The organism is Aeromonas australiensis (assembly GCF_000819725.1).
Classification (GTDB): Bacteria; Pseudomonadota; Gammaproteobacteria; order Enterobacterales; family Aeromonadaceae; genus Aeromonas; species Aeromonas australiensis.
In genome coordinates, this window is record NZ_CDDH01000045.1 from 38,755 (window position 1) to 56,002 (window position 17,248).

Below are 17,248 nucleotides of genomic sequence, written 5' to 3' on the forward strand. Positions count from 1 at the left end.
ATGCTGAAACAACGCATCGAGATGCGCGATCACAGTGCCGAGGGCAATCTGTTCTTCCGGCGCACCCTGGTAGCCTACATCGGCATCGTCGTGCTGATGCTGGTGCTGCTGGGCAATCTCTATTACCTGCAGGTGGAGTCCTACGACACCTACCAGACTCGCTCAAACTCCAACCGCATTCGTGTCGTCCCGGTGGCGCCGCCACGGGGTCTCATCTATGACACCAACGGGGTACTGCTGGCAGAAAACCGCCCGGTCTACAGTCTGGAAATCGTGCCGGAAGAGACCACTGATCTCGAACAAACCGCAGATCAGCTGATCACCCTGCTGAAGCTGCCAGAAGGGACCAAAGAGAAGTTTCTCGCCGAAGTGAAGCGCCAACGCCGCTTCAAGCCGGTCCCCCTCTACGAGAAGCTGACCGAATATCAGGTGGCCCTCTTCTCGGTCAACCAGCATAACTACCCGGGCGCCAGCATCGAGGCCTACCTCAAGCGCTATTACCCCTTTGGTGACACCCTCACCCACGCTTTGGGCTATGTGGCCAAGATCAACACCCGTGACGTGGAGCGCCTCGAGAAGGAAGAGAAACTCGCCAACTACGCAGCCACCAAGGATATCGGCAAGCAGGGTGTAGAGAAGTATTACGAGGATGAGCTGCACGGTGTGGCCGGCTATCAAGAGGTCGAGGTCAATAACCGCGGCCGGATCGTCCGCACCCTCAAGTTCCAAGCTCCGATCCCGGGCAAGGATATCTATCTCAATATCGACATCCGGATGCAGCTCAAGGCCCAGCAACTGCTGGGAGGGCAGCGCGGTGCCATTGTGATGATGGACCCCAAGACCGGAGCCATTATTGCCATGGAGTCGAGCCCAAGCTACGACCCCAATCTGTTTGTGACTGGTATCTCCAGTGCCAACTACTCGGCACTGCTTAATGATCCGGCCCGGCCACTGGTGAACCGTACCACTCAGGGGATCTATGCCCCAGCCTCCACCGTCAAACCCATGCTGGCCGTCATGGGACTCAATGAAGGGGCCATCACCCCCAATTATCGCTTTTTTGGTGGCCCTTCTTTCTCTATTCCGGGCACCACCAAAAAATTTCGTGACTGGCGCCGTTGGGGCCATGGCTGGCTAGATGTCTACCGTGCTGTTGAAGTCTCTGCGGACACCTATTTCTACGACCTGGCCTATCGGGTCGGTATCGACAAAATGCATAACTACATGACCAAATTTGGCTTTGGTCAGTACAGTGGAGTCGATATCTATGAGGAGACCAAGGGAGTCATGCCATCAAGAGAATGGAAGATGGCTCGCTGGCGCCAACCCTGGTATCAGGGAGACACGATTTCCGTCGGTATAGGCCAGGGATACTGGAGCGCAACCCCCATTCAGCTGGCAAGAGCCACCAGTATCCTGACCCAAAATGGCCATGATGTAACACCTCACATGCTCAAACGCTTCGTCTCAACCCGGGGCAATGAAGAGGCCCCGGTAAATCGGGAAATGGCTCTCAAAGTCAAAAATGAAAACACCTGGAAAGTAGCGCAAGATGCCATGTGGCGTGTTAACCACGGTAATGAGGGCAGTGGTCGCCACGCCTTTGCTCATACCGCTTATGCCTCGGCTGGCAAGTCAGGAACCGCACAGGTGGTAGGACTGAAAGAAAACCAAGTGTACGATGCCAACAAAATCAAGGTTGAACACCGGGATAATGCCCTGTTTATTGCTTACGCCCCCTTTGAGGCGCCAAAAGCAGTGGTAGCACTGGTACTGGAAAATGCCGGTGGCGGCGGTAAAAATGCTGCCCCGGTCGCCCGTGCCATGCTGGATGCCTATCTGCTGCCTCCCGAACCCCAGCTTCCGCCCGCACCGGCCAAGAAGCCCCAGTCTGAAGAGGTGGTTCCTCATGAGTAATTCTGCCCGCCAGCAGAGTATCTGGTACAAGCTGCATATCGACTTGCCCCTGTTGCTGGGGCTACTGACCGTGATGACCCTCTCGCTGGTGGTGCTCTACTCGGCATCCGGCCAGGATATGGAATCCATTGTGCGCCAACTGGTGCGTGGCGGGCTCGCGTTTGCCTTGATGCTGGGGATGGCGCAGCTGCCGCCCTCCCTCTATGCCCGCTGGTCGGTGCCGCTGTTCGCCGTGGTGGTACTGCTGCTCATCGCGGTAGATGTATTCGGTCATATCGGCAAGGGGGCGCAACGCTGGCTCGATCTCGGCTTTATGAAGTTCCAGCCCTCAGAGGTGATGAAGCTCTCCATGCCGATCATGGTGGCGGCCTGGCTCAGTCGCCACTCGCTGCCTCCCAAGTTCAGCCATGTGGTGATCGCCCTCATCATGGTGCTGCTGCCCACCCTGCTGATCGCCGCCCAGCCAGACCTTGGCACCTCGATTCTGGTGGCCGCCTCCGGCTTCTTCGTCATCTTCCTGGCAGGGCTCAGCTGGTGGCTGATAGGCCTTGCAGTCATGCTGATCCTGGCTTTTATGCCGGTACTCTGGTTCTTTTTGATGCACGACTACCAACGACAGCGGGTGATGATGCTCATCGACCCGGAGAAAGACCCGCTTGGTCGTGGCTATCACATCATCCAGTCCAAGATCGCTATCGGATCAGGCGGCGTGTTTGGCAAGGGTTGGCTACAGGGCACTCAGTCCCAGCTGGAGTTTCTGCCGGAGCGTCACACCGACTTTATCTTCGCGGTATTTAGCGAGGAGTTCGGTCTGGTGGGGGTTGCCCTGCTACTGGTGCTCTACCTCTACATCATCAGTCGCTGCCTGTTTATCTCGATGCAGGCCCAGAGCAGCTTCGAACGGTTGCTGGGCGGTGCCATCACTCTCACCTTCTTTGTCTATGTGTTCGTCAACATGGGCATGGTAAGCGGCATTCTGCCTGTGGTGGGGGTGCCTCTGCCACTGGTGAGTTATGGCGGCACCTCCATGGTGACCCTGATGGCGGGCTTTGGCATCCTGATGTCGATCCAGACTCACAGAAGGCTGCTCGCCTGATGAGAGCCATCGCATTGTTGCTCTCGTGTGCAACCTCGATGGCCACTGCCGCCGTGCCACCGGAACGACTGGCACAGCTCGCCGAGCAACAGCAGGTGCCACTGGTGGAGCTGCAGGCTGCCGTCGCCCGCGCCCAGCTGCGCCAGGAGGTGCTTGATGCCATCAGTAAACCGTGGGAAGCCAAACCCTGGCATCGCTATCGGCCACTGTTCGTTACCCCGGATCGGATCCGTGACGGCCAGCAGTTCTGGCAGCAGCATGCCGAGACGCTAGCCCGCGCGGAGCAGATCTATCGGGTACCCGCGTCGCTCATCGTTGCCATCATCGGAGTCGAGACCTTCTATGGTCGCCAGATGGGCCGTCATCCGGTGCTCGATAGCCTCTACACCCTGGGATTTCACTATCCCGAGCGAAGTGCCTTCTTTGCCAAAGAGTTTGCCCAGCTGGTGTTGCTGGCAAGGGAAGAGGGTTGGCACCTGGAGCGCCTCAAGGGCTCCTATGCCGGCGCCATGGGGATGGGGCAATTTATGCCCTCCAGCTATCGCCACTACGCCGTCGATTTTGACGGGGATGGCAAGCGGGACCTGTTTGCCAACCCGGTCGATGCCATCGGCAGCGTAGCCAACTATTTTGCCAGCCACCAGTGGCGCTGGGGGGAATCCGTGGTGGAACCGGCCCAGGTCGGGCTGATGGCGGTCGAGCCGCTACTCCGGCCTGAGCCTGAGTTAACCCAACAGTGGTCAGAACTGGCGGCGGCAGGGATTGAGCTCGCCACGCCACTGGCCCCACAGACGCCGGTCAAGTTGCTGGCGTTTGCCCAAGCCGATGGACCGGAATACTGGGTCGCACGGCATAACTTTTATGTGATCACCCGGTACAATCGCAGCCCACTCTATGCGATGGCGGTGTATCAACTTAGCCAAGCCATTCAGGAAGCGTATGCATCTTCGTCACAAACTCCTCCCCCTCAGCCTGAGCTTGTTGCTGGCCGCCTGTAGCAGCCAACCGGAACAGACTGCCCCCGTCGAGCCGCAAGCACCGGTCAACAAACCTCCCGTTATCGAGATCCCGCAAGCCACCGGTGCCATCCCGCGCCCCGAACCCCTGAGTGCCAGCGGCAATCGAGACTACTGGATCGGCAAACAGAAGCACGAGGTGTGGCGCGACATCAAACACTACAGCGAAGAGGGCACCGCCAGCTGGCTGTCGCCGGATCTGGACGGCCAGCAGACCGCCAACGGCGATGTGCTGGACAGCAAGCTGTTCAGTGCCGCTCACCGCAACCTGCCTATCCCTAGCTATGTGCGGGTCACCAATCTGGACAACGGGCTGGAGACCATAGTGCGGGTCAACGATCGCGGTCCGTTCAACAGCCCGCGCCTGATCGACCTCTCCTACGCAGCGGCCAGGCAGCTGGAGATGGTCGATAGCGGTGAGGCCCGAGTACGGCTGGAGCTGATCAGCGACACTCCGGATCAGATGGTGATCATGGAGCCGATGAAGCCCATCGAGATGACCCCAACCTCCCCGGCAGCAGCGCAACCGATGTCGCAGGATGGCTTCCTGGGTGAACCGACCGCGCTGGCGATGGCCACCCCAGCCGCCGAGCCAGCTCCCGTCAAAGCACCTGCAAGCAAGCCCGCGAATGCGGCACCGGCCAAGGCTGCAGCGCCTGCCAGCAGTGGTGATGGCAAGATGATCCAGGTGCTGGCCAGCGGCTCCCGGGATCGGGCCGAGGCGATGGGCAAGGTGATGACCCAGCGTTACGGCGTGCCCTACCGAATCGATGCTCATGGCGCCATTTTCCGGGTGCTAATTGGCCCGGTCGCCGCCGCCCAGCAGGCAAGTGTGCTGGAAAAAGTACGTCAGGGCGGGCTGGAACAGGCCTTTATCGTGCCCTGATCGCCCCCTTTTGCCGCGGATGTGACTAACCGCTTACTCACTGTCATCCCGTCGTTTTATGGCGTGATGACAGGGAGTGATGGATAAAAAACCAGTTCTGATCGCCATCTCGGGCTATCACCTGCGGGCGCATCTGGTATAGTTAGGCCCGCATTTTATCCCCATCTGGCTCGCAGGAATTTCAAGATGTCCAAATTTGCCCGTTCAGTTCTTCTGGCCTCACTGATCAGCCTAACCGCCCAGGCCAATACTCCGATCCCGACCCCCAATGCCACCCCCATGGTGGTGCCTGCGGCGCCGGAGATCTCCGCCAAGGCCCATATCCTGATCGACTACTACTCTGGTCAGGTACTGGCCGAGCAGAATGCTGACGAGCGCCTGCCTCCTGCCAGTCTGACCAAGATGATGACTTCCTACATCATTGGCGATGAACTGCTCAAGGGAAACATCAAGGGCACCGATATGGTGACCATCAGTCAGAACGCCTGGTCCAAGAACTACTCCGACTCCTCCAAGATGTTTATCGAGGTAGGCAAGCAGGTCTCCGTTGATGATCTCAATAAGGGCATCATCATTCAGTCCGGCAACGACGCCTGTGTCGCCATGGCTGAGCATCTGGCGGGTAGCACCGACTCCTTCGCCAGCCTGATGAACGCCTGGGCTGCCAAGCTCGGCATGAAGGACACCCAGTTCAAAAACCCCCACGGTCTGGATGAAGAGGGTCACTACAGTACCGCCCGCGACATGGCTCGCCTGGGTCAGGCACTGATCCATGATCAGCCCGAGGAGTACAAGATCTACGCCCAGAAGTCCTTCGTGTTCAACGGCATCACGCAACACAACCGTAATCGTCTGTTGTGGGATCAATCACTGCAGGTGGATGGCATCAAGACCGGCCACGTCAGCCAGGTTGGTTATAACCTGGTCTCTTCTGCCACCAATAACGAAGGCATGCGCCTGATCGCCGTGGTGCTGGGCGCCAGCAGTGAGCGGAGCCGGGCAGATGAAAGCAAGAAGCTGCTCACCTATGGCTTCCGCTTCTTCCAAAGCCTGACCCCCTACAAGGCGGGCACCGAGCTGGTGACCCAGAAGATCTGGATGGGCGACAAGTCTGAAGTGAAACTGGGCGTCGACAAAGATGTCTCCGTATTGGTGACCCGTGGTCAGGGCAATAACCTGAAGGCAGACTTCCAGCTCGACAGCGAGCTGAAAGCGCCGCTGGCCAAGGGACAGCGTGTCGGCACCGTGTTCCTGAAACAGGGTGACAAAGAGATCAAGCAGGTGCCACTGGTCGCCCTGGAAGAGGTGCAGGAAGGTGGCTTGATGGGCCGTCTGTGGGACTATCTGGTACTGCTGGTCACCAGCTGGTTCAAGTAATCCAACGCACAATCCTCACCAAACAGCGGCGCCAACAGGCGCCGCTGCTGTCTGTGAGCGGCAAAGGCAGTGAATAACCCTGTAAACTGCAGGTTCCGCCTTACCCTGATTTGTGGTAAAAAGCAGCACTTCCATTCTTGTCTGACCGATCCCGGCCTTGATCCCGGTCCGGGCTGCGCCCATATAGTTATGAGCCGTGCCCATATAGACTTGATATGGCGGCCTCCACGGGCCATCGGCCACTAGCCATCCAAGATGAAGTCATCCCGGTGATGACGCAAAAGGTGAGTAAATGAATACCAAGTTTGATGAACTGCTGGAGTTTCCCTGTAAATTCCCGTTCAAGGTGCTCGGCGTTGCCGACCCGGCACTGCCGGAAATGGTGGTTGAAGTGCTGCAGCAGCACGCCCCCGGCACCTACAGCCCGACTGTCCAGCCCAGCTCCAAGGGCAACTACCACTCGGTCCGCGTGACCGTAACTGCCCAGAGCAAAGAACACATCGAAGCGATGTACCATGCCCTTGGCAAGATCGAGCTGGTGAAATACGTACTGTAATTTCTCTCTCGCCCCGTTCTGCGGGGCGACTGTTTTTGGCCGCAGCACGCCACGAGGACGCCATGTCATCCCAGATCCCCGCCCAGTCCAGCCTGATTGTCAGGCAACTGGGGCGCCGCCCCTACCAGCCGGTATGGGACGCCATGAAAGCCTTCACCGACAACCGCACCAGCGATACCCCGGACGAGTTCTGGGTAGTCGAGCACGATCCCGTCTATACCCAGGGGCAGGCCGGCAAGGCCGAACACCTGCTCAATCCGGGCAATATCCCGGTGGTACAGAGCGATCGCGGTGGTCAGGTGACCTATCACGGTCCGGGCCAGCTGGTGCTCTACGTACTGGTGGATGTCCGCCGCTGCAAATTCTCGGTGCGCGAGCTGGTGACCGCGCTGGAGACCGCCATCATCAACACCCTCGCCAAAAGGGATATCCTGGCCTATGCCAAGGCCGATGCCCCCGGGGTCTATGTGAAGAATGACCTTGGCATGGAGGCAAAACTGGCCTCGCTGGGTCTGCGCATCCGCAAGGGGTGCTCGTTCCACGGGCTGGCCCTCAATATCAACATGGACATGACCCCCTTCCTGCACATCAATCCGTGCGGTTATGCCGGCATGGCCATGACCCAGACCAGCGCCCTGGGCGGCCCGCAAAGCGTGACCGAGGCGCAAGCCATTCTGGTGGCCGAACTGGCCAGCCTGATTGGCTACCAAACGATCATCAATACCGAAGAAGCCACATGAGCAAGCCCATGTCGTGCAACCATGAGGGCGCCGAAGCGCCCCTGGTGACTATCCATCAGACAATAACAAACACCGAGAGTGAATCATGAGCAAACCCGTTCGTATGGAGCCGGGCGTCAAGCTGCGCGATGGCGACAAGATGGCCCTGATCCCGGTGAAATTCATGCCGGATCCCAACGAAGAACTCCTTCGCAAGCCGGACTGGATGCGGATCAAACTCCCTCCCTCCAGCCAGAAGATCGAACACATCAAGAGCACCTTGCGCAAAAACAAGCTGCACTCGGTCTGTGAAGAGGCCTCCTGCCCCAACCTGGCAGAGTGCTTCAACCACGGCACCGCCACCTTTATGATCATGGGCGCCATCTGCACCCGCCGCTGCCCCTTCTGCGATGTGGCCCACGGCCGCCCGCTGGCACTCGATCCGGAAGAGCCGAAGAAGCTGGCACTGACCATCAAGGAGATGAACCTCAAGTACGTGGTGATCACCTCGGTGGACCGTGATGACCTGCGCGATGGCGGTGCCCAGCACTTCGCCGACTGCATTCGCGAGATCCGCGAGCACAGCCCGCAGACCCGCATCGAGATCCTGACCCCGGACTTCCGTGGCCGGATGGAGCAGGCGCTGGAGGTATTCCGCGAGACCCCGCCGGACGTCTTCAACCACAACCTGGAAACCGCGCCGCGCATGTATCGTGTCGCCCGCCCCGGTGCCGACTACAAGTGGTCGCTGGAGCTGCTGCGCCGCATCAAGGAGATGCACCCCCATGTACCGACCAAATCAGGTCTGATGATGGGCCTTGGCGAAACCAACGAAGAGATCGTCGAGGTGCTTAAGGATCTGCGCGCCCACGGCGTCAACATGCTGACCCTGGGTCAGTATCTGCAGCCAAGCCGCCACCACCTGCCGGTGAAGCGCTACGTGCCGCCTGCAGAGTTTGACGAGCTGAAAGAGGTGGCCATGGAGCTGGGCTTCAGCCACGCCGCCTGCGGTCCTTTTGTCCGCTCCTCCTACCATGCGGACCTGCAAGCCAAGGGCGAAGAGGTCAAATGATCTCGCACGACAGAGTGGCCAAGTAACCGCCACCTTCGCAATGAAAAAGAGCGCCTATTGGCGCTCTTTTTGTTGGTGTCACTGACCGTTTCCGTTTGAGTGTGCTCAACAATCGCTGTCGAAGATCCCCTGCTGATGCCAGCGTTGCAGCTGGGCCAACACCCGGGTCTCTCGCGCCGTCCACTGGGGACAAGGCCCCGCCAACTGGGTCTTGTTGGTCTGCAGCGCTTCGTCGAGGGCAAACCAGCCGGGCACGAAGCCGAGGCGGACCTCGTAGGGCTGCGGCTGCGGCGCCACCAGCTGATCACCAATCCGGCACAGATAGTAGAGGGAGCGGATGCAGTAGGCATCAAACCCCGGCTCGCGAGCGGCTCGATATTCGCGGGTTTCGCCAAGCAGGCACTGTAATTCCCGCAGCTCGGCACCGCACTCCTCCAGCAGCTCGCGCGCCAGTGCCGCATAGTGGCTCTCCCCCGCTTCAATGCCGCCACCGGGGAACATCAGATCGCCGTTAACCCGGGAGTGAACCAGCAACAACTCGTCGCCACGGGGGACCACGGCACGCACAGTGAGCCGCTCCAGAGTGCGGCCATCAGTGAGCACCTCACCATGAACGAAAGAGAGATCGAAAGGATTAGGCCAACAGCTGGCCGGGGCAAGCGTCATCATCACGGTATCAGGGCCGGTAGTTGCCGCGTTTGAGCTGAGCGACAATCTCGGCCGCCCTCACATCGTAGCCATCCTGCTCGGTCTTGCTCAGGGAGTGATAGATACCAAAACGCTTGGCAGAAACCTCAGGTGCATCCTGAAACGACTCGCTCACCTTGCCCCACAGATAGGCCTGACCGTACTGCTTCTGGCCCATATAGAGGGTGCTGAGGGAGGTGAATATACGGCTGTTGATCTTCTCCCCTTTACGATACAGAGCAAGTCCGTGCTGCAGGATAGAGATGGCTTTTTCAGGATCGCTCTTGGCATACATGCCGCCGAGCGCCAGCTGCAGCTCGGGCTCATCGAGTACCGGCTGCCCTTCCAGCGCCAGGAACTGCTGACGGGCAGCTTCATTGGTGTTGTTGGTCCAGTGCCAGAGCAGCAAGTAAGGATCTTGAGAGTTACGGGTCGCCGCACCAAGCTGGGCCAACTGCTCGCTAGCCGCCATCATGCCTTCCACTCTGGGGTTTTTACGCTCGTTGGCCCTCTTGTACTCTATGCTGGTGGAACGCTCGGCACACTTTAGATAGTGTTCCAGATTGCGTATCAATTCAAACTTGCGTCTGTCCGTCCCCTCTTCCTGCAAATAGAAACGGCTGCGGATCACATCGGTACGCTCATAACGACACCAGCCATCGTCCACCAGATCCTGACAGAGAGCCGGGCTATTGGCACAAATGTTGAGAAGCCTGTCATCGTTGCAAGCAGTCAGCATGAAGCCGCAGGGAAGCATGAACAGTAAGGTACGCAGTGGCAAAAGAGTCATAATTTACATCTTGTTGATAACAACCAATACCCCTTGCAACCACCACCGGCTAGCAAGCAAGCTACATATCCATTACAATGCGCGCGCCATATAAGGTCGCGATTGCAGAATAATATAACGAAATATAGACCCCTACACTGATCTGCATTCGACGAATTTCGATGTTTGCCCCAACAACGTGAAATAAAGGATCTGGTCAATGACCCACGAGCACTACTTGCAGGCGTGGCAGGAGAGCCAGGCGCTCGCCGAAGCCATGCAGCCCTTGATAGGTCGCCTCTACCGACAACAAGGGATCGAGATCACCCTCTTCGGACGTCCGCTGCAAAACGCCTCTACCATCGATATCCTGAAAGCCCACCGGGTCGTCCGCCGCCACCAGGGCGCCCCCCTACCCATTCAGCAGAGCTTCTCCCTGCTGCAAGCTATTGTTGCCCTCAAACCCACCGCCGCCGAGATTGACCTTGGCAAGCTGGCCGTCAGCTACTGGCAGGACCATCAGGATGAGGCGGGGATCGAGGACTACCTGCAAGCCAGACTGGCACCGGCTTTGGGCCGCAGCCAGATGCCACAGCCAACCGACGTGGTGCTCTACGGCTTTGGCCGTATCGGCCGCCTGCTGGCCCGCCTGCTGATCGAGCGCACCGGCGCCGCCAATCCGCTGCGGCTGCGTGCCATCGTGGTACGCGGCGGTCGCGAAGGCGATCTGGAAAAACGCGCCAGCCTGCTGCGCCGCGACTCGGTGCATGGCCCCTTCAACGGATCCATCGAGGTGGATGTGGATCGTAGTGCCATCATCGCCAACGGCACCTTCATTCAGGTGATCTACGCCAACAGCCCGGCCGACATTGACTACACCGCCTACGGCATTCACGATGCCCTGATCGTTGACAACACCGGCGTCTGGCGCGACGAAGCAGGTCTCTCCGAGCACCTGAAAGCGCGTGGTACCGGCAAGGTATTGCTGACCGCCCCGGGCAAGGGGGAGATGAAAAACGTTGTGTTCGGGGTCAACCATGAGGTGATAGGCCCGGATGACAAGATAGTCTCCGCTGCCTCCTGCACCACCAATGCCATCACCCCGGTGCTCAAGGTGATGCAGGAGAAATACGGCATCCGCCACGGCCACGTCGAAACCGTCCACTCCTACACCAACGACCAGAACCTCATCGACAATTACCACAAGGGCGAGCGGCGCGGTCGCAGCGCAGCCCTCAACATGGTGATGACCAGCACCGGCGCCGCCAAGGCGGTGGCCAAAGCACTGCCCGAGCTCAAGGGCAAGCTGACCGGCAACGCCATTCGGGTGCCGACCCCCAACGTGTCGCTGGCGATTCTCAACCTGTCGCTGGAGCAGGCCACCGATCGGGAGAGCCTCAACGCCTATCTGCAGCAGATGGCGCTGAGCTCGGCCCTCCATCGCCAGATCGACTTCAGTGCCAGCACCGAGCTGGTCTCCTCCGACATGGTGGGTTCCCGTTATGCAGGCATCGTCGACTCCCAGGCGACCATCGCCGAGGGGGATCACTGCGTGCTCTACGTATGGTATGACAACGAGTTCGGGTACAGTTGTCAGGTAGTACGGGTAATGGAGCAGATGGCTGGCGTAGTCCGCCAGGATCTGCCGGGCTGACCCCGAAGTTTATTGCTCAATAGTTCAAGGAGAAGGCCGGATGCCGTTTCAACAGGGTGAGTTTCAACAGGCCATCAGACTGATGCCCAAAGAAGTGTACGAGCGGCTCAAGACCGCGGTCGAGCTGGGCAAGTGGCCCGATGGCAAGCCCCTCACCGAGGAGCAGAAGGCCACCTCCCTGCAAGCCGTGATGGCCTGGCAGGCGATGCACCTCGAGAACCCCGAGCACATGAACATCGGCCGTGACGGCGAGATCGTGATGAAGAGCAAGAGCGAGCTCAAGCGGCTGTTTCGCGATGAGAGTCTGCCGGTGGAGGAAGAGATAGTGCGAGTCAATCTCAACCACTGAGACCTCTCGCCATCCCGTCTCACGGCGGCCAATCGCACAGCAATAGCACAATAAATTGCAAAGAGGGGAGCCATGATGGCTCCCCTCTTTTGCTCTCTCTACCGGGTAAAGCATCCCCCTCATCACCAACCCTTCTCCCGCCAGGGTAGAAGGGGGCAGGCTCGCAGCGGCGAACAGTAAGCGGGCCACCTGCCGACGATTTTCATGGCAAGCATCAGGGCCCACAGCACCTCGATCTATCCCCTCTCCCGCTGAGAGAGGGTTAGGATGAGGGCCGTAACGCTCAGGGGGTCAACTCACCACGCAGCGACTGCTGCATCAGTTCGCGGATGCGCGGCGCCGGCAGATCCTGACTCAGCAGGAAGTGTAGCTTGGTGAGCGCTGCCTCGGCGGTCATGTCAAAGCCCGAGATGACGCCCGCACGGGAGAGCGCATTGCCGGTGGCATAGCCTCCCATGTTGACCTTGCCGTGCAGGCACTGGCTCAGATTGACGATGATAACGCCACGGGCGGATGCCTCGGAGAGCAGCGCCAGCATGGCCGGATTCTGTGGCGCGTTGCCCACCCCGAACGAGAGCAGGATCAGCGCCCGTACCGGCTGCTGCAGGATGTTCGCTATCACCTCCGCCGAAATCCCCGGGTAGAGGGTCACCACGCCGATGGGCTGGGGGGTGATGTCGTGCAGCACCAGCGGTCGCTCGGAGGGCACACCCAGCTCACCCGCTTCCAGCGAGATGGCGATCCCGGCATTGAGCAGCGGCGGATAGTTGGGGGAATCGAAGGCATGGAAGCCGTCGGCGTGTACCTTCTTGCTGCGGTTACCGCGATAGAGCTGGTTGTTGAAGAACAGCGTCACCTCGTGGATCGGGTAGTTGGCCGCGATATAGAGAGCATTGAGCAGGTTCTGCTGACCGTCCGAGCGCAGCTCGGCGAGCGGGATCTGGGAGCCGGTGATGATCACCGGCTTGTGCAGATCTTCGAGCATGAAAGAGAGTGCCGAGGCGGTGAACGACATGGTGTCAGTGCCGTGCAGGATCACAAAGCCATCATATTTCTCGTAGTTGTCGCGAATATCTTCGGCGATGCGCTGCCAATCCGCCGGGGTCATGTCGGAGGAGTCGATGAGGGGCGCATATTCGTGGATATGGTAGTCCGGCATCTCGGGACGATGGAACTCGGGCATCCGCGCCAGACAGTCTTCCATAAAGCCCGCCATCGGCACATAGCCGTGATCGGAACGTTGCATCCCTATGGTGCCGCCTGTGTAGGCGATGTAGATAGACTTCTTCACACCCTCTCCTCTTGATGAAGTGAACGCCACTGGAACAAATGAGCCAACTCGGGGTACCACAATGTCAACACCCGCCAGCGCCTCTGCATGCAGCGGAAACCGGCGGATTATAGAGACTAGCGTCCTAAATGACAGCCGTTCCCTATCCTCTTTTTGACTTTTCCACCCCCCACTATCATGGTGTTAAATTTCACAACAGGATAATAAAACAAGCATTAATACGACAAAGTTGGCATTTAACGATGCTTTTTGCTACAATCCGCCCGATTTTTCGTAAATCTCATCTGGATACCTGAGCATTTCAGGCCCGCACAAGCCCCATTTTTCCTGGGGCGGGGAAAGGCTTCCCCTTCTTTGTTGGCGCATTAGCCACCCTGGTTTTTATCCCGGCTGAATCTGTGAGTCTTCATCAACAGAAGACACAGCCAATCAACATGGGAGTACTGAATGTTACAACTTGATTCCTACGCAACGCTGGTCGCTGCCACTCTGGTATTGCTGCTTGGCCGGGTGCTGGTCACCCGGGTCGGGCTGCTGCGTACCTTCAACATCCCCAAGCCGGTCGCTGGCGGTCTGGTGGTAGCCCTAATCCTGCTGCTGTTACGCTCCACCATGCAGGTCGAACTACAGTTTGATACCACGCTGCAAACCCCACTGATGCTGGCTTTCTTCGCCTCCATCGGCCTCTCTGCCGATCTGGGCAGCCTCAAACGCGGCGGCAAGGCGGTGGTTACCTTCCTGATGGTGGTCACCGGCCTGCTGCTGGTGCAGAACAGTCTGGGTGTCGGTCTGGCGACCCTGCTCGGTCTGGATCCCCACATGGGGCTGCTGGCTGGCTCCATCACCCTCTCCGGCGGCCACGGTACCGGTGCGGCCTGGAGCAGCATCTTCTCGGAAAAATACGGGGTGCAATCGGCGGCCGAGCTGGCCATCGCCTGCGCCACCTTCGGCCTGGTGCTGGGGGGATTGATCGGGGGACCGGTAGCCCGCTATCTCGTGAAGAAGGTGCAGGTGCCCGGTGAAGAACACAACCGGGATGATGCCCCCCAAGGCTTCGAGATGCCCGATATGGAGCGCCCACTCACACCGTTCAGCCTGATTGAGACACTGGCGCTGATCGCCATCAGTCTCAAGGGGGGGGAGATGCTCTCTGCCTACCTGAAGGGCAGTGCCCTGGAACTGCCCGTCTTTGTCTGCGTGCTGTTTGTCGGCGTACTGCTGCGCAACCTGCTGACCCTGCTCGACTGGCACGAGGTGAGCGATCGCGAAGTGGCCCTGCTCGGCAACGTCAGTCTGTCGCTGTTCCTCGCAATGGCACTGATGAGCCTGAAACTCTGGGATCTGGCCAGTCTGGCGCTGCCCATCTTCATCTTGCTGGCCGCCCAGACGCTTGCCATGGCGCTCTACGCCGTGCTGGTCACCTTCCGGGTCATGGGGAAAAACTATGACGCCGCCGTGCTGGCTGCGGGACACTGCGGCTTTGGCCTTGGCGCAACCCCCACGGCGATTGCCAATATGCAGGCCATCACCCAGCGCTTTGGCCCCTCCCACCTGGCGTTTCTGGTGGTGCCCATGGTGGGTGCCTTCTTTATCGACATTATCAACGCCATGGTGATCAAGCTGTTTATGGCAATGCCGTTCCTCTAATTCCCTTCCGTCAGACGTATATGATCAGAGCCCACCTTTCGGTGGGCTCTTTGTTTGTTATCGACTCGCCAGCTGACGCAGGCAGAGCCGGGCTCGTATCCGCCATCAAGGTGACCCGCGAGCAACCTAGACAGCCCGAAATCACCAAGCCCGCATTTCCCCGAACAACAAAAAGCCCCGCGCTCGACAGAGGGCGGGGCTTGTTTATGTCAGCCCGAACAGGCCGTGAGTTGCACCTTACAGGATAAAGGTCGACACCTGCTGGTTCAGGTCAGCAGCACGCCCTTTGAGGCTGTGGGCCTGATCCAGATCGCGCATGGCGGCGGCGGTGATCTCGTCACTCACATCCTTGATGGCTGTGGTGTTTTGGGTGATTTCGCCGGTCACCTGGGTCTGCTCCTCAGCGGCGGTGGCGATCTGGCCCGCCATGTCGGAGATGAGGGAGATGGCGCTGGTGATCTCTTCCAGTGCGCGCACTGCCTGATCCGCATCCTGCACGCTGTTGTCCGCCAGCCCCTGACTGGTCTGCATCAGGCTCACCGCACGGGCAGTGGTCTGCTGCAGGGTCTCGATAGTGGACTGGATCTGCTGGGTAGAGTCCTGGGTACGGCGCGACAGTACCCGCACCTCATCGGCCACCACCGCAAAACCACGCCCCTGCTCACCGGCACGGGCCGCTTCAATGGCTGCGTTCAGCGCCAGCAGGTTGGTCTGCTCGGCAATCCCCTGAATGGTGGAGAGGATGCTGGTGATGGCCTGCGCGTGGCGGCTCAGCTCGCCGATCACTTCGGTCGCCTGGCCTACCTCTTCAGCCAGACCATTAATGGACTGACGGGTCTTGTTGACCAGCATCTTGCCCTGCTCACTGCTCTGGGCAGATTGCTGGGCGGCGGCCGCAGTGTTCTCGGCGTTGCCGGCGATCTCCATGGTAGCGCTCGCCATCTCGGTGACCGCAGTGGCGACCATGGTCACCTCTTGCTGCTGACGCTGCAGCTCGTCTACCGCGGCCTGGTTGGTCACCAGACTGCGCTCGGCATCAGCATTCAACTCATTGGCCAGCTGACGGATATTGCCAATCAACTGATGCTGACTGCCAACAAAACGGTTAAAGCTGCGAGCAAGCTGGCCCACTTCGTCGTTGGCGTCGATCTTGATGCGCTGGGTCAGATCGCCGTTACCATCGGCAATGCGGGCCAGTGCCTGGGAGACCTTGGTTAGCGGGCCAAGCAGCATGCTGACCAGCCAGGAGATAGCGAGAATGCTGCCCACCAGCACCAGCACTGCAATCCCCAACTGGGTCATTAACAGGGAGGAGAGCGGAGCGTTGAGAGCATCCTTGTCGAGTACCAGCAACAATTCCCAATCGGTATTGGGTACATCTACCGCCCACAACAGCTTGTCACGCCCTTCATTATCGAAGTAGATCGGCACCAGCCCCTGGCTTGCCTTGCTCTGATCGATCAGGGCATTGGTCAGATCGTTGTCGATCTCGGTGGCCGGCTTCATCGCCTTGGCGGCATCCTTGTAGGCGATGACGGTGCCATCCTTGTGCATCATGATGGCGAAGCCGTCAGCCGGCAGTTTCATCTTGGTGACGTCTTCCACCAGCGAGGCGATGGAGAGGTCACCACCGACTACCCCGCCAGAAACCGGCTGGGCCAGGGTCACCACCATGATGTTGTAGGCGACATCAAGATAGGGTTTGGTCACGATAAGCCCCCCCTTGCCCATCGCCTCCTGATACCAGCCACGGGAACGCGGATCATAACCAGTGCGGTTGATGGAGGGATCCGAGTCGTGCATCTTGCCGCTGCTCTCACCGAAATAGGTGAGCTGGAAACGGCCGGAAACCTGGGCCTGCTGCAGGGCGTCGAGGGGCTCGGCACCGGCCTTGTTGCCGAGCGCCTGAATGACGTCGCGACGGGCTGCGAGCCAATCGCTGACACGCTCGGCCTGCTGGGTACCCAGCCGTTGCAACTGCTCCTGGCTGCCTTGCAGCAACATGGACTTCTGGCTGCTATAGCTCTGCCAGGAGAGCAACAAAATCACCAACGAAAGGGCGATCACCACTGACAACAGTATCTTCTGCTTGAGTGACAGGTTTTTCATCATGGGTTCTTCTTATTGAGGTGAGGAGCGGGTTTTTCCCTAAATTGCACAACACTACACGTAGTCATTAGCGACCCGAATGCCCAAAACTGAACCTGAAAAT

15 protein-coding genes are annotated in these 17,248 nt (G+C 59.2%); 11 read left to right on the forward strand and 4 right to left on the reverse strand.

Features of this window, described 5'->3' with window-relative positions:
- From mrdA to lipA, 8 genes are all read left to right on the forward strand, one after another.
- A complete protein-coding gene (gene mrdA, locus BN1117_RS05775; protein WP_040095624.1) occupies nt 1-1,917 on the forward strand; it encodes a penicillin-binding protein 2 in 1,917 nt (638 codons plus the stop codon).
- Nucleotides 1,910-3,013 (forward strand): rod shape-determining protein RodA, encoded by a 1,104-nt coding sequence (gene rodA, locus BN1117_RS05780; RefSeq protein ID WP_040095625.1) that lies wholly within the window; start codon nt 1,910-1,912, stop codon nt 3,011-3,013. Before mrdA ends, rodA begins: the two co-directional genes overlap by 8 nt.
- Nucleotides 3,013-4,011, forward strand: a complete 999-nt coding sequence (gene mltB, locus BN1117_RS05785; RefSeq protein ID WP_040095628.1) for a lytic murein transglycosylase B — start codon at nt 3,013-3,015, stop codon at nt 4,009-4,011. The genes rodA and mltB overlap by 1 nt, the downstream gene beginning before the upstream one ends.
- Nucleotides 3,953-4,915 carry a septal ring lytic transglycosylase RlpA family protein gene (locus tag BN1117_RS05790; protein ID WP_040095630.1) on the forward strand — a complete coding sequence of 321 codons (963 nt, stop codon included), beginning with the start codon at nt 3,953-3,955 and terminating at the stop codon, nt 4,913-4,915. The genes mltB and BN1117_RS05790 overlap by 59 nt, the downstream gene beginning before the upstream one ends.
- 186 nt (nt 4,916-5,101) lie before the next feature.
- Entirely contained in the window at nt 5,102-6,292 is a 1,191-nt protein-coding gene (locus tag BN1117_RS05795) for a D-alanyl-D-alanine carboxypeptidase family protein (protein WP_040095632.1), read from the forward strand.
- Between the two features lie 292 nt (nt 6,293-6,584).
- Nucleotides 6,585-6,848 carry a DUF493 family protein YbeD gene (ybeD, locus tag BN1117_RS05800; RefSeq protein ID WP_005335178.1) on the forward strand — a complete coding sequence of 88 codons (264 nt, stop codon included), beginning with the start codon at nt 6,585-6,587 and terminating at the stop codon, nt 6,846-6,848.
- A 62-nt stretch (nt 6,849-6,910) separates the two neighbouring features.
- Nucleotides 6,911-7,588, forward strand: coding sequence for a lipoyl(octanoyl) transferase LipB (gene lipB, locus BN1117_RS05805; RefSeq protein WP_040095634.1), 678 nt, complete (start codon nt 6,911-6,913; stop codon nt 7,586-7,588).
- 85 nt (nt 7,589-7,673) lie between these two features.
- Nucleotides 7,674-8,639: a lipoyl synthase gene (lipA, locus tag BN1117_RS05810; protein ID WP_040095636.1), complete on the forward strand. Its 966-nt coding sequence runs from the start codon at nt 7,674-7,676 to the stop codon at nt 8,637-8,639.
- Between the two features lie 105 nt (nt 8,640-8,744).
- Here the strand turns inward: lipA and BN1117_RS05815 are convergent, their stop codons facing one another.
- Together BN1117_RS05815 and BN1117_RS05820 are read right to left on the reverse strand one after the other, a co-directional pair.
- Complete coding sequence (locus BN1117_RS05815) at nt 8,745-9,308, reverse strand: NUDIX domain-containing protein (RefSeq protein ID WP_040095638.1); 564 nt, start codon at nt 9,306-9,308, stop codon at nt 8,745-8,747.
- 7 nt (nt 9,309-9,315) lie between these two features.
- The gene (locus BN1117_RS05820) at nt 9,316-10,116 is read right to left on the reverse strand and encodes a DUF2989 domain-containing protein (protein ID WP_040095639.1); all 801 of its coding nucleotides are present in this window, start codon (nt 10,114-10,116) and stop codon (nt 9,316-9,318) included.
- Nucleotides 10,117-10,315: 199 nt separating this feature from the next.
- Between BN1117_RS05820 and BN1117_RS05825 the strand changes: the two genes are divergently transcribed.
- Complete coding sequence (locus tag BN1117_RS05825; protein WP_040095641.1) at nt 10,316-11,749, forward strand: glyceraldehyde-3-phosphate dehydrogenase; 1,434 nt, start codon at nt 10,316-10,318, stop codon at nt 11,747-11,749.
- 40 nt (nt 11,750-11,789) lie between these two features.
- On the forward strand, nt 11,790-12,098 hold the full coding sequence (locus BN1117_RS05830; protein ID WP_040095642.1) for a YeaC family protein: 309 nt from the start codon (nt 11,790-11,792) through the stop codon (nt 12,096-12,098).
- Between the two features lie 283 nt (nt 12,099-12,381).
- Here BN1117_RS05830 and ansA read toward each other — a convergent pair whose 3' ends face one another.
- Nucleotides 12,382-13,389 carry an asparaginase gene (ansA, locus tag BN1117_RS05835; protein WP_005297986.1) on the reverse strand — a complete coding sequence of 336 codons (1,008 nt, stop codon included), beginning with the start codon at nt 13,387-13,389 and terminating at the stop codon, nt 12,382-12,384.
- A 447-nt stretch (nt 13,390-13,836) separates the two neighbouring features.
- Here ansA and gltS point away from each other — a divergent pair, with 447 nt between their 5' ends.
- A complete protein-coding gene (gene gltS / locus BN1117_RS05840) occupies nt 13,837-15,036 on the forward strand; it encodes a sodium/glutamate symporter (RefSeq protein ID WP_040095644.1) in 1,200 nt (399 codons plus the stop codon).
- Nucleotides 15,037-15,273: 237 nt separating this feature from the next.
- Here gltS and BN1117_RS05845 read toward each other — a convergent pair whose 3' ends face one another.
- Complete coding sequence (locus tag BN1117_RS05845) at nt 15,274-17,145, reverse strand: methyl-accepting chemotaxis protein (RefSeq protein WP_040095646.1); 1,872 nt, start codon at nt 17,143-17,145, stop codon at nt 15,274-15,276.
- Between the last annotated feature and the right edge of the window lie 103 nt (nt 17,146-17,248).

Coding starts and splice junctions, on each gene's coding strand:
- mltB (WP_040095628.1), top strand. CDS start 3,013: ATGAGAGCCATCGCATTGTTGCTCTCGTGTGCAACCTCGATGGCCACT.
- rodA (WP_040095625.1), top strand. CDS start 1,910: ATGAGTAATTCTGCCCGCCAGCAGAGTATCTGGTACAAGCTGCATATC.
- mrdA (WP_040095624.1), top strand. CDS start 1: ATGCTGAAACAACGCATCGAGATGCGCGATCACAGTGCCGAGGGCAAT.
- BN1117_RS05820 (WP_040095639.1), bottom strand. CDS start 10,116: ATGACTCTTTTGCCACTGCGTACCTTACTGTTCATGCTTCCCTGCGGC.
- BN1117_RS05825 (WP_040095641.1), top strand. CDS start 10,316: ATGACCCACGAGCACTACTTGCAGGCGTGGCAGGAGAGCCAGGCGCTC.
- BN1117_RS05815 (WP_040095638.1), bottom strand. CDS start 9,308: ATGATGACGCTTGCCCCGGCCAGCTGTTGGCCTAATCCTTTCGATCTC.
- gltS (WP_040095644.1), top strand. CDS start 13,837: ATGTTACAACTTGATTCCTACGCAACGCTGGTCGCTGCCACTCTGGTA.
- BN1117_RS05795 (WP_040095632.1), top strand. CDS start 5,102: ATGTCCAAATTTGCCCGTTCAGTTCTTCTGGCCTCACTGATCAGCCTA.
- lipA (WP_040095636.1), top strand. CDS start 7,674: ATGAGCAAACCCGTTCGTATGGAGCCGGGCGTCAAGCTGCGCGATGGC.
- BN1117_RS05790 (WP_040095630.1), top strand. CDS start 3,953: ATGCATCTTCGTCACAAACTCCTCCCCCTCAGCCTGAGCTTGTTGCTG.
- ybeD (WP_005335178.1), top strand. CDS start 6,585: ATGAATACCAAGTTTGATGAACTGCTGGAGTTTCCCTGTAAATTCCCG.
- BN1117_RS05830 (WP_040095642.1), top strand. CDS start 11,790: ATGCCGTTTCAACAGGGTGAGTTTCAACAGGCCATCAGACTGATGCCC.
- BN1117_RS05845 (WP_040095646.1), bottom strand. CDS start 17,145: ATGAAAAACCTGTCACTCAAGCAGAAGATACTGTTGTCAGTGGTGATC.
- lipB (WP_040095634.1), top strand. CDS start 6,911: ATGTCATCCCAGATCCCCGCCCAGTCCAGCCTGATTGTCAGGCAACTG.